We start from the raw sequence: 15,299 nt of genomic DNA on the forward strand, positions 1-15,299 counted from the left end.
ATTTTCTTTATGATCGTTAACTCTCAGTTCGCAATTTAACCAGAGATTAACCGACCAGAGCCAACAACACGCCTGCGGCCACCGCCGAACCCAGCACACCAGCGACGTTAGGTCCCATGGCATGCATCAGCAGGAAGTTCTGAGGATTGGCTTCCAGTCCTACTTTATTCACCACTCGAGCCGCCATAGGAACTGCAGACACGCCTGCGGCTCCAATCAATGGGTTGATGTCTTCCTTGGAGAACTTGTTGAGGATCTTCGCCATGATCACGCCGCCAGCCGTACCAATACTGAACGCCGCAGCACCCAGTGCCAGAATACCGAGCGTTTCCAGATTGAGGAACTTATCAGCCTGCAATTTCGAACCGACGCCAAGCCCGAGGAAAATCGTCACAATATTGATCAGCTCGTTCTGCGCCGTCTTAGACAAACGTTCAACCACACCCGCTTCACGCATCAGGTTGCCCAGACAGAACATCCCGACCAGTGGCGTCGCTGCAGGAAGAAAGAGTATCGTCATCAGCAACACCACCAATGGAAAGATGATTTTCTCCGTCTTTCCGACATGGCGCAGCTGAGCCATTTTGATCTGGCGTTCCTCTGGCGTGGTCAACGCTTTCATAATTGGCGGTTGAATGATAGGCACCAGTGCCATGTAGCTATAAGCTGCCACAGCAATCGCCCCGAGTAAGTCTGGCGATAGCTGGCTGGCAAGGAAGATAGCCGTCGGGCCATCCGCACCACCGATAATCGCAATCGATGAGGCATCTGCCATGGTGAATTCCATACCCGGCACGTAGTTCAGCATGATGGCCCCAAACAGAGTGGCAAAAATACCCAACTGCGCCGCCGCCCCCAACCATAACGTTTTCGGGTTAGCGATCAGCGCGCCAAAATCCGTCATCGCCCCTACGCCCATGAAGATCAACAGCGGGAAAACCCCGGATTCAATCCCCACGTGATAAACGTAGTACAACAAGCCACCCGGTTCAGTAAAACCAGCGTTCGGAATGTTGGCCAACACGGCCCCAAAACCAATCGGCAACAGCAACAAAGGTTCAAACCCTTTACGAATCGCCAGAAACAGCAGCAAACAGCCAACCATGATCATGATGATCTGACCAAATTCAAAATTGGCAATACCCGTCTCTGACCATAAGGTCATTAATCCGTCCATGGTTCTCCCTTACGCCAGACTAAGCAAAGGTGCGCCAACCGTCACAGAGTCACCCTCTTTGACGTGCAGATCCTGAACCACACCGCCTCGTGCAGCGCGAATTTCAGTTTCCATCTTCATCGCTTCCAGCACGATCAAAATATCGCCTTCCGCGACTTCACTACCCGTTTGGACGTTGATTTTGAAAATATTCCCCGCCAAAGGAGCCGGAACGGCTTCCGCATCCGATACAGTTTCAGCGGGTGCGATAACCGGAGCCGCTTGGGTTGCTGCTGTAGGAATCACTGAAGTGAGCTGACCTTGGGGGCCGACTTCAACGTTATATACCTGTCCATCAACGCGTACGCTGTAAGTTTCCACACCTCCGCTCGATGCCGATACGACAGGTGCCGCTGCTGGCGCAGGTTCACAACCTGGAGCCGGCTCAAAAGCGTCCGGATTATGACGATTTTTCAGGAACTTGAGTCCTACCTGAGGGAACAAGGCGTAAGTCAGCACGTCATCGACCACATCTTCTGCCAATGAAATACCGTCTGCTTTGGCTTTAGCCAGCAAATCGGTAGTCAGATGGTCCATTTCAGCGTGTAGCAAATCTGCCGGACGGCAAGTGATGGCTTCTGCGCCATCAAGTACCTTGGCTTGCAACGCTGCGTTTACGGGTGCTGGAGCCGCGCCGTACTCACCTTTCAGTACGCCTGCAGTTTCCTTCGTAATGCTCTTGTAACGCTCACCAGTCAGGACATTGATAACCGCCTGTGTACCAACGATTTGAGACGTTGGGGTCACCAACGGAATGAAACCGAGATCTTCACGCACACGCGGAATCTCTTGCAGCACTTCATCCATACGATCCGCCGCGCCCTGCTCTTTGAGTTGGCTCTCCATGTTGGTCAGCATACCACCCGGTACCTGAGCAATCAGAATACGGGAATCCACGCCCTTGAGCTGGCCTTCAAATTTGGCGTACTTTTTACGGACATCACGGAAATAAGCAGCAATCGGATCAAGTTGTTCCAACTTCAAGTTTGTATCACGTTCAGTACCTTGCAGCATTGCCACCACCGTTTCGGTGGGAGTATGGCCGTAGGTCTGGCTCATTGATGAGATAGCGGTATCGAGAATATCAATGCCGGCTTCTACGGCTTTGATTGCCGTCGCTGTCGACAATCCAGTGGTGGCATGGCAATGCAGCGCCAACGGTACAGAACAAGATGCTTTAATGCGACGGATCAGCTCTTCCGCTTCATACGGTTTAAGCAGACCCGACATATCTTTAATACACAGCGAGTGGCAACCCAGATCTTCCAAACGTTTGGCCAGATCAACCCAGGTATCGGTGTTGTGTACCGGGCTAGTCGTGTAAGAGAGCGTCCCCTGTGCGTGCGCACCGACTTCTATCGTGGCTTTAACCGCTTTTTCAAAATTGCGGACATCATTCATCGCATCAAAGATACGGAACACATCCATACCGTTGGTGTGAGCACGTTCCACAAATTTCGCCACCACATCATCCGCATAGTGGCGATAGCCCAACAGGTTCTGGCCGCGCAGCAGCATTTGCATCGGTGTATTTGGCATCGCTTGCTTCAGAGCGCGCAAACGTTCCCAAGGATCTTCTCCCAAGTAACGAATACAAGCATCAAAAGTAGCACCACCCCAGGTTTCCAACGACCAGTAACCCACTTTATCCAGTTCTGCCGCAATCGGCAGCATATCCTCGAGACGCAGGCGCGTCGCGAACAGGGATTGATGCGCGTCGCGTAGGACGACATCAGTAATAGCGAGAGGTTTAGACATGCGTATAACTCCTTTTAATCCTTACTACTTCGACGCTGAAGTACGGTATTGATGTACGGCAGCGGAAATAGCAGCCACAACCTGAGGGCTGACAGCAGCAGAGGTGGGGTTCACTTTTTTCGCTGGGACTGGTGCGACGAACGATGGTGGTACTTCTTGTGGTACCAATTTAGACATAAATCGAACGAGGTAAACCAGAATGGTGAGGAATAGAAATACGACCGACATCCCCGTAACCATCAGGGTGGCCGCATCTACTAGCAGGCTTCCAATATTAGTCATTTTGCTTCCTTTCTGTGTCATCCTGACAACATATACCGAACACGAACGACCATTCCGCGTCGGCATGTGAACCGAAATTATCAATTTTGGTGAAAAATTGTCAATTTTGTTCACTGCACAGTTGCGGGCGATCCACAAAATCGGTGAAAGATTCGTCACACAAATCACAAAATGTCGTGAAATAACCGATACACTTTCTAACTTTTGTGGCCAATATGACTAGATTAATGAAGATTCAAAATGAAAATTGAGATGTGGTTAATAAAGTGGCAAGCAGCCCAATAAAAACAATGAGTTGTAAAGAAGAGATAAACAAAATGATAACGAGATGTAAATAAAAAAGCCTCGCGAATGCGAGGCTTTATAAGAATGGCGCGCTCGAGAGGATTCGAACCTCTGACCGCCTGGTTCGTAGCCAGGTACTCTATCCAGCTGAGCTACGAGCGCGCAATTTTCGAGGCTAAACAAACCGCTTAGCATCAGGGCATTACCCTTATTCACAATATTCTTTCACAAGAAAGAATGGCGCGTCCGAGAGGATTCGAACCTCTGACCGCCTGGTTCGTAGCCAGGTACTCTATCCAGCTGAGCTACGGACGCGCAGGCTTGATTGTTTTCACAATCGACTCCTGATAAATCAAGAGCTTAAAAATAATGGCGCGCTCGAGAGGATTCGAACCTCTGACCGCCTGGTTCGTAGCCAGGTACTCTATCCAGCTGAGCTACGAGCGCGCAATTTTCGAGACTAAACAAACCGCTTAGTATCAGGGCATTACCCTTATTCACAATATTCTTTCACAAGAAAGAATGGCGCGTCCGAGAGGATTCGAACCTCTGACCGCCTGGTTCGTAGCCAGGTACTCTATCCAGCTGAGCTACGGACGCGCAGGCTTGATTGTTTTCACAATCGACTCCTGATAAATCAAGAGCTTAAAAATAATGGCGCGCTCGAGAGGATTCGAACCTCTGACCGCCTGGTTCGTAGCCAGGTACTCTATCCAGCTGAGCTACGAGCGCGCAGGTTGTGAAGCATATCACATTTTTATTCTTTTGGAATAAAAACTTGCCCGAAGGCGAAGAAATGGCGGTGAGGGAGGGATTCGAACCCTCGATGCGGCTATAAACCGCATACTCCCTTAGCAGGGGAGCGCCTTCGGCCTCTCGGCCACCTCACCACTTTTCTCTTCCAAAACTTACGTTTCAGAACTTTTCATACTCCCGAAGGAATATGGCGCGTCCGAGAGGATTCGAACCTCTGACCGCCTGGTTCGTAGCCAGGTACTCTATCCAGCTGAGCTACGGACGCGCATTTCACCTAATGTGCTAAATTAAGTGTCGCAAGAAATGGCGGTGAGGGAGGGATTCGAACCCTCGATGCGGCTATAAACCGCATACTCCCTTAGCAGGGGAGCGCCTTCGGCCTCTCGGCCACCTCACCGTCTTGCGGAGGCACATATTACGATTTACCAAAAATATGTCAAACACTTTCTTGGCGAAAATAACAAAAAAACGCTTAACCGTTGGCTATTTAACCAAAGCGGTGTGAAATTACACTTTTATTAAAAATGAATATCTGAAAGACAAAAAAGGCCGGCAAATTTGCCAGCCTTTCTTCGATAATTAGTAGTTGCCTGATGCAACGTTACCATTACCTTTTTCAGCTTGAATGCGCATGTAGATTTCTTCACGGTGCACAGAAACTTCTTTCGGAGCGTTTACACCGATACGCACTTGGTTACCTTTAACACCAAGTACTGTTACTGTCACTTCGTCACCGATCATGAGTGTTTCGCCAACGCGGCGAGTCAAAATTAGCATTCTTTGCTCCTTGAGTAATCTCTGTATTATCTTGCAACTACGTTATTATCCACTAAAAGTTATATTTTCGTAAACTCTCTATTGCAGTCAAATCAGCCTAAAAATGCATGTTTAGGTTGAAAGTCCACAAGTGTTTCCGAATCGATATAAGCTTCGTGCAAAATATTTGCCGCTTCGTCAACGCATTGCGGCGCAAGCATCAACATCAATGATTGTGAAGTCGTAGAAGCATAATGCACGTCGATGCCTTTTTCAGACAACAGTACACGAGAATGCTCCTCTAAGTCAGGCGCTTGCAGACCGACCGTAGTCAGTAAACTCACATGTTCACTATTACGGATTTTGTCGCTGAACACCAGATCCAACTTGGCACAGGCATCGCGTTTTACCACAACTCCTGCCCATTCTGCCTTTTCGATCACATTCCAGACTTCCACACCCAGCATCTGACACTGTTTTGTCAGGCTGGATAATGAGTCATGTTCAACAGTAATCAGAGACATATCGCGTTGAACCGCCAGACCACACACCGCTTGCGTACCGAGTTCGCCTTTAATCAGGCTTCCTTCGTTCACATCAAACGTCGACAATACTCTTAGTGGAACCTGATTTTCCCAAGCGTACTGAACACAAGGCAGATGGAGCACTTTCGCGCCTTTACGTGCCATCTCTTCCATCGAAGGAAAATCGATCACGTCCAGTTTCTTTGCATTCGCTACAACTCGAGGATCACAGGTATAAACCCCGTCAACATCAGTGAATATTTGGCACTCATCTGCGTTGAGCGCTCCGGCCAATGTCACCGCACTGGTATCCGAACCGCCACGACCTAAAGTGGTGATATCCCCATTCTCATTGATACCCTGGAAACCGGCTACGATAACAATCTGATCTTGCTCCAGAAGTTCCGTAATCGTTCGTGTATCAATCGTTTTAATCGTCGCGTCATTGTGTTGGTTATCCGTCACAATGTTCGCTTGAGCTCCGGTTAGAGAGCGAGCAGCATAACCCAGTTTATTCAGAGTCATTGCCACCAGTGCCATAGACACCTGCTCACCAGCAGAGAGCAAAACATCAAGTTCCCTAGCGGTTGGTACGCTATCTACTTGTTGGGCTAAACCCAGCAGTCGGTTGGTTTCGCCTGACATCGCAGAGACAACAACAACAACTTGATTACCATCATTTTTCGCTTTAATGATGTGTTCAGCGACAGTATGCATGCGCTCAATCGAGCCTACTGAAGTTCCGCCGAACTTTTGCACGATAAGGGGCTTTTTCACCAGTATTCACCTTCCCAAGACCAAAGTCTCATTCGGACTAAACTGTGCTCACCAACGAGTTGTCTATCAGTTTAGTAGTTGCAAAAACAAAACCAAGCAGCTAATCGGCTTTGTACAAAATTAAGCCAATTAAACCACTTGGTTGACCAGATAAAGTTACGCTCAATCAAAAATTGTTTTGATTGAGCGCTATTTATTTCAGTTTGTTATAGACGCTCAGCAATCCAAGCGTCTACGGACTCCAAGGCTGAAGGCAATGCTGCTGCATCGCTACCACCCGCTTGAGCCATATCTGGGCGACCACCGCCTTTACCGCCAACTTGCTGGGCAACCATGTTCACCAGTTCCCCTGCTTTCACTTTGGCAGTCAGATCTTTTGTTACGCCAGCAATCAGACCCACTTTATCGTCAGCCACGTTGCCCAGCATAATAATGCCGCTACCCAGCTGATTCTTCAGTTCATCAACCATGCCGCGTAGCGCCTTGTTATCTGCACCATCTAGTTGCGCTATCAGTACTTTCACACCAGCGATTTCTTTAACTTTGCTGGTCAGATTGGCACTTTCTTTTGCAGCCAGTTTGTCTTTCAGTTGCTGAATCTCTTTTTCCAGACTCTTCGCTTTAGACGCCATCTCAGAAACTTTGCTCTCAAACTGAGACTGTTGTGCGTCAAGGTAATCCAGTGCCGCCTCGCCGGTTACCGCTTCAATGCGGCGGATACCCGCTGCGATACCACTTTCAGAAGTGATCTTGAACAGACCGATATCACCAGTGCTGCTGGCGTGAATACCGCCACACAGTTCTGTTGAGAAATCGCCCATCGACAGAACGCGAACCTGATCGTCGTATTTCTCACCAAACAGAGCCATCGCGCCTTTGGCTTTCGCCGCTTCGATGTCCATGATGTTGGTTTCAATGTTATGGTTGGTGCGAACCTGTTCGTTCACCAGACGCTCAACTTCTTTAAGTTCAGCTGCAGAAACAGCTTCCAGGTGCGAGAAGTCAAAACGCAGAGCTTCCGCACGAACCAGAGAACCTTTCTGCATCACGTGCTCACCGAGAACACGACGCAGGGCTTCGTGCAACAGGTGCGTAGCAGAGTGGTTAAGCGAAATAGCCTTGCGACGTTTAGCATCGACAATTGCCTGAACTTTATCGCCCTGAGCGAATACACCTTCAGCCACAACGCCGTGATGCGCAATCGCATTGCCCAGCTTTTGCGTATCCTGTACGTGGAATACACCCGCTTCAGTCTTAAGCACACCCGTATCACCACACTGGCCACCTGATTCTGCGTAGAATGGTGTTTCATCCAGAACGATGATCGCTTTGTCGCCAGCTGACAGAGAAGCGGCTTCTTTGCCTTCCACAAACATGTCAGCGATGACACTTTCACCCTGAGTCGCGCTGTAACCGCAGAACTCAGTTGTACCTTCAACTTTAATCAACTGGTTGTAGTCGGTGCCGAATTGACCCGCTTCACGAGCACGTTGACGCTGCTCTTCCATTGCCGTTTCAAAACCAGTTTCATCGATAGTAAAGCCACGTTCACGAGCCACATCGTTGGTCAGGTCAGCAGGGAAGCCGTAGGTGTCGTAAAGCTTAAACACGGTTTCACCATCCAGCTCAGTGCCAGACAGCGCATCTAATGCTTCATTCAGAATCGTCATACCGCGATCCAGAGTACGGCCAAAGTTTTCTTCTTCGATACGCAGAACTTTTTCAACAATAGCTTGCTGTTTTTTCAGTTCTTCGCCAGCCGTACCCATCACTTCTGCCAGAGGGCCAACCAGTTTGTAGAAGAATGCACCTTTCGCGCCCAACTTGTTACCGTGACGTACTGCACGGCGAATGATGCGGCGCAGCACGTAACCACGACCTTCGTTTGAAGGCATAACACCATCAACAATCAGGAAAGCACAGGAGCGGATGTGGTCAGCCACCACGCGCAGAGACTGATTCGACAAATCGTCGTAACCAATCACGTCAGCAGCAGCTTTGATCAACGTTTGGAAGACATCGATTTCGTAGTTTGAATGCACACCCTGCATGATGGCAGAGATACGCTCGATACCCATACCCGTATCTACAGACGGTTTTGGCAGCGGCTCCATCGTTCCATCAGCATGGCGGTTGAACTGCATGAACACGTTGTTCCAGATCTCGATGAAACGGTCGCCATCTTCTTCTGGTGAACCAGGAGGCCCACCCCAGATGTGATCGCCGTGATCGTAGAAGATCTCGGTACACGGACCACAAGGGCCGGTATCACCCATTTGCCAGAAGTTATCTGACTCGTACGCTTTGCCGCCAGGCTTGTCACCAATGCGAATAATGCGATCAGCAGGAATACCAACTTGTTTGTTCCAGATATCAAACGCCTCATCGTCGGTCTGATAAACAGTGACGAGCAAGCGCTCTTTAGGCAATTGCAGTACTTCGGTCAGAAATTCCCATGCGAATTTGATGGCGTCTTCTTTGAAATAGTCACCAAAGCTGAAGTTACCCAGCATCTCAAAAAAGGTGTGGTGACGTGCGGTGAAACCGACGTTTTCCAGGTCGTTATGCTTACCACCAGCACGCACACAACGTTGGGCAGTGGTGGCACGCGTGTAAGCGCGCTTTTCCAAACCTAGGAAACAATCTTTAAACTGGTTCATACCTGCGTTAGTGAACAGCAGGGTCGGGTCATTTGCAGGTACCAACGACGAACTGTCGACGATTTGGTGACCTTTACTTTCAAAGAATGAGAGGAACGCGCGGCGAACCTCATCCGTGCTCATGTACATGCAGCTCTTCCTGAAATACTCAAGTTAGAATTTTGCGCTATTGTAAAGCATGGATAAGAGTTCGCCTAGTTTTCTTCAAGAAAAGACGAAAATGAATTGAAATACAAAGAAATGTCAGAGAGTTAAATTTGATTTAACCGTTAACAACGTGAAATGTCTGGAAAATCCCCACAATATCGAGCTGCGGTCAGCTTTCTTCATCACTCAATGCATACTGAATCTGGTCAAAACCAAACCCACGATATTGCAAAAAACGAACGCGCTTTGCGTACTCTTTGGGCTCCCGGGCAGAGAGCGGAGAAAACTTTTTCTGCGCCGTAACTTTAGCCAGTTCAAACCAGTCTGTGCCCTCTTCTTCTATCGCTTGGGAGACAATATCGGAATCCACTCGTTTTTGCTTCAGTTCCTGACGGATACGTCGTTCGCCATGACCTTTGGCCACATGTTGTCGAACCTGACTGTGTGCATAACGCAAATCGTTGAGATAGCCATGCTCTTGGCAATAGCGCACCGCTTGCTCCACTTCCTCCGGTTCGAAACCTTTAATAAGTAGTTTCTGGTGCAACTCGTATTCCCCATGATCCCGTCGTGTGAGCAAAAACAGCGCGTTTTCTTTGCAGGTCATTTTCGATGAGCGTGAATACATGATTTTTCCATCAATTCTCTGATAGCAAAAAGCCCCGCAATAGCAGGGCTTCATCGGTAAAGAGTCGGATTAAAACTCTTCTTCTTGTTCTGGCACTGAACCAAATTCCGGCTCTTCGTTTACCGCAACTTGTTCAGGGTTCAGCAGCATTTCACGCAGTTTGCTGTCGATGAATTTAGCCACTTCAGGATTTTCTCTCAGGTATTTGCACGCGTTCGCTTTACCCTGACCGATCTTGTCGCCGTTGTAGCTGTACCAAGCACCTGCTTTTTCTACCAGCTTGTGCTTCACGCCCAGTTCAATCAGCTCACCTTCACGGTTAAAGCCTTGGCCGTACATGATTTGCGTGTTGGCTTCTTTAAATGGTGCCGCAATCTTGTTCTTCACTACTTTGATACGAGTTTCGTTACCGACAACTTCATCGCCTTCTTTGATAGAACCGGTACGACGAATATCCAGACGAACAGATGCGTAGAATTTCAGTGCGTTACCACCAGTAGTGGTTTCTGGGTTACCGAACATCACACCAATCTTCATACGGATTTGGTTGATGAAGATGCACATACAGTTTGACTGTTTCAGGTTGCCCGTCAGTTTACGCATCGCTTGAGACAGCATACGCGCTTGCAGACCCATGTGGCTGTCGCCCATTTCGCCTTCAATTTCCGCTTTTGGTGTCAGTGCTGCAACCGAGTCAACGACGATAACGTCAACAGCACCTGAACGCGCCAATGCATCACAGATTTCCAGCGCCTGTTCACCAGTATCTGGCTGAGACACCAGCAGTTCATCAATTTTCACGCCCAGACGACGAGCATAAACTGGATCCAGAGCGTGCTCTGCATCGATGAAGGCACATGTTTTACCTTCGCGCTGAGCCGCTGAGATCAGTTCCAGAGTCAGCGTCGTTTTACCTGATGATTCCGGACCGTAGATTTCCACGATACGACCCATTGGCAGGCCACCCGCACCCAAGGCGATATCCAGAGAAAGTGAACCGGTAGAAATCGTTTCTACGTCCATCGTGCGGTTGTCACCCAAGCGCATGATAGAACCTTTACCGAATTGCTTTTCAATTTGACCCAGGGCTGCGGCCAGAGCCTTCTGTTTGTTCTCGTCCATTACTTTCTCCAGACTGTCACTATCTATTTATGTTTGAGTACCGACAGTGATACGTGAATGCGTAGAAATCGGTTCGACATTTGTTGTCAGATTGCTGCTCATTATACTGTTGATTCATACAGTGTCCACCCCTGTATGGAAAAAAGTTGCAGCGAGTCGACAAACTTAACGCTTAAGCTATTGATAAATATTTGCTCAACGTCAGCAGGGCATGTTGCACCGCTTGATAGCGAACTTGCGCGCGATTTCCGGCGAAATGTTGAGTTTCTACATGAAGCCAACCATGCTTACTCGCCCAGGCAAAGCATACGGTGCCGACCGGCTTTTCTGCGCTGCCGCCGCCCGGGCCCGCGATGCCACTGATCGAAATACCAACGCTGCCCTGAGAGTGTTTTAGCGCGCCGAGTACCATTTCAACCACGACCGGTTCCGATACCGCGCCGTACTGTTCCAGCGTTGCAGCCTTAACACCAATCATTTCCTGCTTGGCTTCGTTGCTGTAGGTCACAAACGCGCGATCAAACCACGCGGAGCTGCCTGCGATATCGGTTACCGCGGTTGCCACGCCGCCGCCCGTGCAGGACTCAGCCGTAACCAGTATTTCACCCGCTGCCAGCAATTGTTCGCCAACCTGCTGACTTAATGTTTGGTGTAATTCCATAACCAAAAACCTCTTTGCGTCTTTTCGCTCGATAGGGATTCACGTATCCTAAGCCGCTATGTCCACAAACAAAAGATGTAACCCGTGACTGCCGAACAAAAACATACTCCAATGATGCAGCAATACCTCAAGCTCAAAGCTGAGAACCCGGATATTTTGCTGTTTTACCGCATGGGAGATTTTTACGAACTGTTCTATGACGATGCCAAACGCGCATCGCAATTGCTGGATATTTCCCTCACCAAACGCGGCGCATCCGCTGGTGAGCCGATCCCGATGGCGGGCGTACCGTTTCATGCGGTTGAAGGCTACCTGGCGAAACTGGTCCAGTTGGGTGAATCGGTCGCGATTTGCGAGCAGATTGGCGACCCGGCCACCAGCAAAGGCCCGGTCGAGCGCAAAGTCGTTCGCATCGTCACTCCCGGCACTGTCACGGATGAGGCTTTGTTATCAGAACGGGTGGACAACCTGATTGCCGCGATTTATCACCATGATGGTCGCTTTGGCTATGCGACACTGGACATTACCTCTGGCCGTTTCCAGTTGTGTGAGCCGGAATCGGAAGAAGCAATGGCGGCCGAACTGCAACGCACCTCACCACGCGAACTGTTGTTTCCGGAAGATTTTGCACCTGTGCAGTTGATGGCGAGCCGCAAAGGCAACCGTCGCCGTCCGGTATGGGAGTTTGAGATTGATACCGCCAAACAGCAGCTCAATCAACAGTTCGGTACACGCGATCTGGTCGGCTTTGGTGTAGAACAAGCGAAACTGGGTTTATGCGCGGCGGGTTGTTTGATTCAGTACGTGAAAGATACTCAGCGTACTGCTCTGCCACACATTCGTTCACTGACGTTTGATCGTCAGGATCAGTCGGTCATTCTCGATGCTGCGACCCGTCGCAATCTGGAGCTGACACAGAATCTCGCAGGCGGCACCGACAACACGTTAGCCGAAGTACTGGATCACTGCGCAACAGCGATGGGCAGCCGTATGCTCAAACGTTGGCTGCATCAACCTATGCGCAGTCTGGAAACATTGAACCAGCGCCTGGATGCCATCGGGGAAATTAAACAGCACGGTTTATTCACCGAGCTACACCCTGTACTCAAGCAGATTGGTGACATTGAACGTATTCTGGCGCGTCTGGCACTGCGTTCTGCCCGTCCACGCGATCTCGCCCGCCTGCGCAATGCGCTGCAGCAGTTACCGGAACTGGCGGATGTACTAACCATCCTGACTCAGCCATATCTGGGCAAACTGCGTAACGACGCTCAACCGATGGACAGCCTATGCGAGTTACTGGAACAAGCCATCAAAGAAAACCCACCCGTCGTTATTCGCGATGGCGGTGTCATTGCCGATGGTTACAATGCTGAACTGGATGAATGGCGTGACCTGGCCAATGGTGCAACCGAGTATCTCGACAGGCTTGAAGCTGACGAGCGCGAGCGTCACGGCATTGATACACTGAAGGTCGGCTATAACGCAGTGCATGGTTTCTACATTCAGGTCAGCCGTGGGCAAAGTCATCTGGTGCCGCCACATTACGTGCGTCGCCAGACACTGAAAAATGCTGAACGCTACATCATTCCAGAACTGAAAGAGCACGAAGATAAAGTGCTGAATTCTAAGTCCAAAGCGCTGGCGTTGGAGAAACAGTTGTGGGAAGGGTTGTTTGATCAGCTTCTGCCTCACTTAGAGCAGATGCAAAATCTGGCGTCTGCCCTGTCGCAGATTGATGTGCTGCAGAATCTGGCAGAGCGTGCAGAAAGCCTAGATTACTGCCGCCCAACACTCAGCGATGAACCGGGGATTCGCATTCAAGCCGGTCGTCACCCGGTGGTCGAGCAAGTGATGGATGAACCATTTATTGCTAACCCGATTGAACTGAATCCGCAACGTAAGATGCTGATCATCACCGGCCCGAACATGGGTGGTAAATCGACTTACATGCGTCAGACGGCGTTGATTGCGCTGTTGGCTCACATTGGTTCTTACGTGCCAGCCGAAGCGGCGCACATTGGTTCGCTCGATCGCATCTTCACTCGTATCGGTGCTTCTGATGATTTGGCATCGGGTCGTTCAACCTTCATGGTGGAAATGACAGAAACCGCCAATATTCTTCACAACGCCACCGAACGTAGCCTAGTCTTAATGGATGAAATCGGCCGCGGCACCAGTACTTACGATGGCCTGTCACTGGCCTGGGCAAGTGCGGAATGGCTGGCCAAGGAAATTGGGGCAATGACTCTGTTTGCCACGCACTATTTTGAACTGACGGAGTTACCGAATTCACTGCCACATCTCGCCAACGTTCACCTTGATGCGGTGGAGCACGGCGACAGCATTGCCTTTATGCATGCCGTACAAGAAGGCGCAGCGAGTAAGTCGTATGGTTTGGCGGTGGCAGGTTTGGCAGGTGTACCTAAAGCGGTCATCAAAAACGCCCGAGCCAAACTGACTCAGCTCGAACAACTCAGTCTTCAGCAGCCCAGTCAGAAACCAAGCACGGTCGATATTGCTAATCAACTGAGCCTTATCCCAGAGCCAAGCGAAGTCGAACAGACACTGGCCGAGATTGATCCCGATGATCTGACCCCGCGCCAGGCTCTTGAGGCACTCTATCGTCTGAAAAAGATGCTTTAGCCCTCTTCCTACAGTGATCAAAAAAGGCACTCAATGAGTGCCTTTTCATTTCAATCAGTCTGCTGTGTTTAATCGTTTTCCACGTTGAACAGCGATTCCATATTCAGGCCTTGTTTCATCAGGATCTCTCTCAGACGGCGCAGACCTTCAACCTGAATTTGGCGTACACGTTCACGAGTCAGATTAATCTCGCGGCCGACTTCTTCCAGCGTCGAAGGTTCATAGCCCAACAAGCCAAAGCGGCGTGCCAGCACTTCTTTCTGTTTCGGATTGAGCTCATCCAGCCAAGCCACCAACGAATCACGAATGTCGTCATCTTGCGTGGAGACTTCAGGATCAGAGTTGTTGATGTCCGGAATGATATCCAGCAACGCCTTATCACCGTCACCGCCAATCGGAGTGTCCACAGAGCTGATGCGCTCATTCAGGCGCAGCATTTTGCTGACGTCATCCACTGGCTTATCCAGTTCAACCGCTATTTCTTCTGCGGTTGGTTCGTGGTCCAGTTTCTGAGACAGTTCACGTGCAGTACGCAGGTAAATATTCAGCTCTTTCACCACATGAATCGGTAAACGAATGGTACGGGTTTGGTTCATCAGCGCACGTTCAATGGTCTGACGAATCCACCAGGTGGCGTAAGTCGAAAAACGGAAACCGCGTTCTGGGTCGAATTTCTCTACCGCACGAATCAGGCCGAGGTTACCCTCTTCAATCAGGTCAAGCAGTGCCAGGCCACGATTACTATAACGGCGGGAAATCTTGACCACCAGACGTAAGTTACTCTCAATCATGCGTTTGCGCGCAGCTTCATCGCCACGCAGAGCACGGCGAGCGTAGAGTACTTCTTCTTCGGCGGTTAACAGTGGTGAGAAACCAATCTCACTCAGATACATCTGAGTTGCATCGAGGCTTTTCGTTGAAGCGTCAAACTCTTCACGAATCTCTTCTGACTGGTCATTGTTGGTAGCAAGTTCTTCTTCGACCTCAGCAAGATTCGCTGTTTCAGGATCAAAATCAAACTCTTCGACTTTAGTGGCTGTATTGCTGATACTCATAGCGCCTCCCCTGGCGAGCTAGCAAG

At 49.8% G+C, this 15,299-nt stretch carries 11 protein-coding genes and 8 tRNA genes; 1 reads left to right on the top strand and 18 read right to left on the bottom strand.

Translation table 11 applies throughout. The annotated features are described in order from the left end of the window. Positions 1-46: 46 nt before the first annotated feature. The 17 genes from DYA43_RS11765 to pncC form a co-directional block, all read right to left on the bottom strand. Positions 47-1,177, bottom strand: coding sequence for a sodium ion-translocating decarboxylase subunit beta (locus tag DYA43_RS11765; RefSeq protein WP_020330443.1), 1,131 nt, complete (start codon positions 1,175-1,177; stop codon positions 47-49). A gap of 9 nt (positions 1,178-1,186) precedes the next feature. Then, the gene (gene oadA / locus DYA43_RS11770; protein WP_061056875.1) at positions 1,187-2,974 is read right to left on the bottom strand and encodes a sodium-extruding oxaloacetate decarboxylase subunit alpha; all 1,788 of its coding nucleotides are present in this window, start codon (positions 2,972-2,974) and stop codon (positions 1,187-1,189) included. A 24-nt stretch (positions 2,975-2,998) separates the two neighbouring features. Then, positions 2,999-3,256: an oxaloacetate decarboxylase subunit gamma gene (locus DYA43_RS11775; RefSeq protein ID WP_020330441.1), complete on the bottom strand. Its 258-nt coding sequence runs from the start codon at positions 3,254-3,256 to the stop codon at positions 2,999-3,001. A gap of 370 nt (positions 3,257-3,626) precedes the next feature. After that, positions 3,627-3,703, bottom strand: a tRNA-Arg gene (locus tag DYA43_RS11780). 76 nt (positions 3,704-3,779) lie between these two features. Then, positions 3,780-3,856, bottom strand: a tRNA-Arg gene (locus tag DYA43_RS11785). A 55-nt stretch (positions 3,857-3,911) separates the two neighbouring features. Beyond that, positions 3,912-3,988, bottom strand: a tRNA-Arg gene (locus tag DYA43_RS11790). Positions 3,989-4,064: 76 nt separating this feature from the next. Next, positions 4,065-4,141 (bottom strand) — tRNA-Arg (locus DYA43_RS11795). A gap of 55 nt (positions 4,142-4,196) precedes the next feature. Continuing rightward, a tRNA-Arg gene (locus DYA43_RS11800) sits at positions 4,197-4,273 on the bottom strand. A gap of 65 nt (positions 4,274-4,338) precedes the next feature. Beyond that, positions 4,339-4,431 (bottom strand) — tRNA-Ser (locus DYA43_RS11805). A 54-nt stretch (positions 4,432-4,485) separates the two neighbouring features. Beyond that, a tRNA-Arg gene (locus DYA43_RS11810) sits at positions 4,486-4,562 on the bottom strand. 39 nt (positions 4,563-4,601) lie between these two features. Then, positions 4,602-4,694, bottom strand: a tRNA-Ser gene (locus tag DYA43_RS11815). 182 nt (positions 4,695-4,876) lie between these two features. Next, positions 4,877-5,074, bottom strand: coding sequence for a carbon storage regulator CsrA (gene csrA, locus DYA43_RS11820; RefSeq protein ID WP_004415691.1), 198 nt, complete (start codon positions 5,072-5,074; stop codon positions 4,877-4,879). A gap of 92 nt (positions 5,075-5,166) precedes the next feature. Then, on the bottom strand, positions 5,167-6,354 hold the full coding sequence (locus tag DYA43_RS11825; protein ID WP_020330436.1) for an aspartate kinase: 1,188 nt from the start codon (positions 6,352-6,354) through the stop codon (positions 5,167-5,169). Between the two features lie 206 nt (positions 6,355-6,560). Continuing rightward, positions 6,561-9,143: an alanine--tRNA ligase gene (gene alaS / locus DYA43_RS11830; RefSeq protein WP_020429693.1), complete on the bottom strand. Its 2,583-nt coding sequence runs from the start codon at positions 9,141-9,143 to the stop codon at positions 6,561-6,563. 187 nt (positions 9,144-9,330) lie between these two features. Then, positions 9,331-9,789, bottom strand: coding sequence for a recombination regulator RecX (gene recX, locus DYA43_RS11835; RefSeq protein ID WP_061056876.1), 459 nt, complete (start codon positions 9,787-9,789; stop codon positions 9,331-9,333). Between the two features lie 69 nt (positions 9,790-9,858). Then, on the bottom strand, positions 9,859-10,911 hold the full coding sequence (gene recA / locus DYA43_RS11840; protein ID WP_020330433.1) for a recombinase RecA: 1,053 nt from the start codon (positions 10,909-10,911) through the stop codon (positions 9,859-9,861). Between the two features lie 172 nt (positions 10,912-11,083). Further along, positions 11,084-11,572 carry a nicotinamide-nucleotide amidase gene (gene pncC, locus DYA43_RS11845; protein ID WP_061056877.1) on the bottom strand — a complete coding sequence of 163 codons (489 nt, stop codon included), beginning with the start codon at positions 11,570-11,572 and terminating at the stop codon, positions 11,084-11,086. Between the two features lie 84 nt (positions 11,573-11,656). Here pncC and mutS point away from each other — a divergent pair, with 84 nt between their 5' ends. Next, entirely contained in the window at positions 11,657-14,218 is a 2,562-nt protein-coding gene (mutS, locus tag DYA43_RS11850; RefSeq protein WP_020429690.1) for a DNA mismatch repair protein MutS, read from the top strand. 68 nt (positions 14,219-14,286) lie between these two features. On the opposite strand, the gene rpoS is transcribed toward mutS, so the two are convergent. Continuing rightward, positions 14,287-15,273: an RNA polymerase sigma factor RpoS gene (gene rpoS / locus DYA43_RS11855; RefSeq protein WP_020429689.1), complete on the bottom strand. Its 987-nt coding sequence runs from the start codon at positions 15,271-15,273 to the stop codon at positions 14,287-14,289. Positions 15,274-15,299: the final 26 nt, after the last annotated feature.

The organism is Vibrio fluvialis (assembly GCF_900460245.1).
Lineage (GTDB): Bacteria > Pseudomonadota > Gammaproteobacteria > Enterobacterales > Vibrionaceae > Vibrio > Vibrio fluvialis.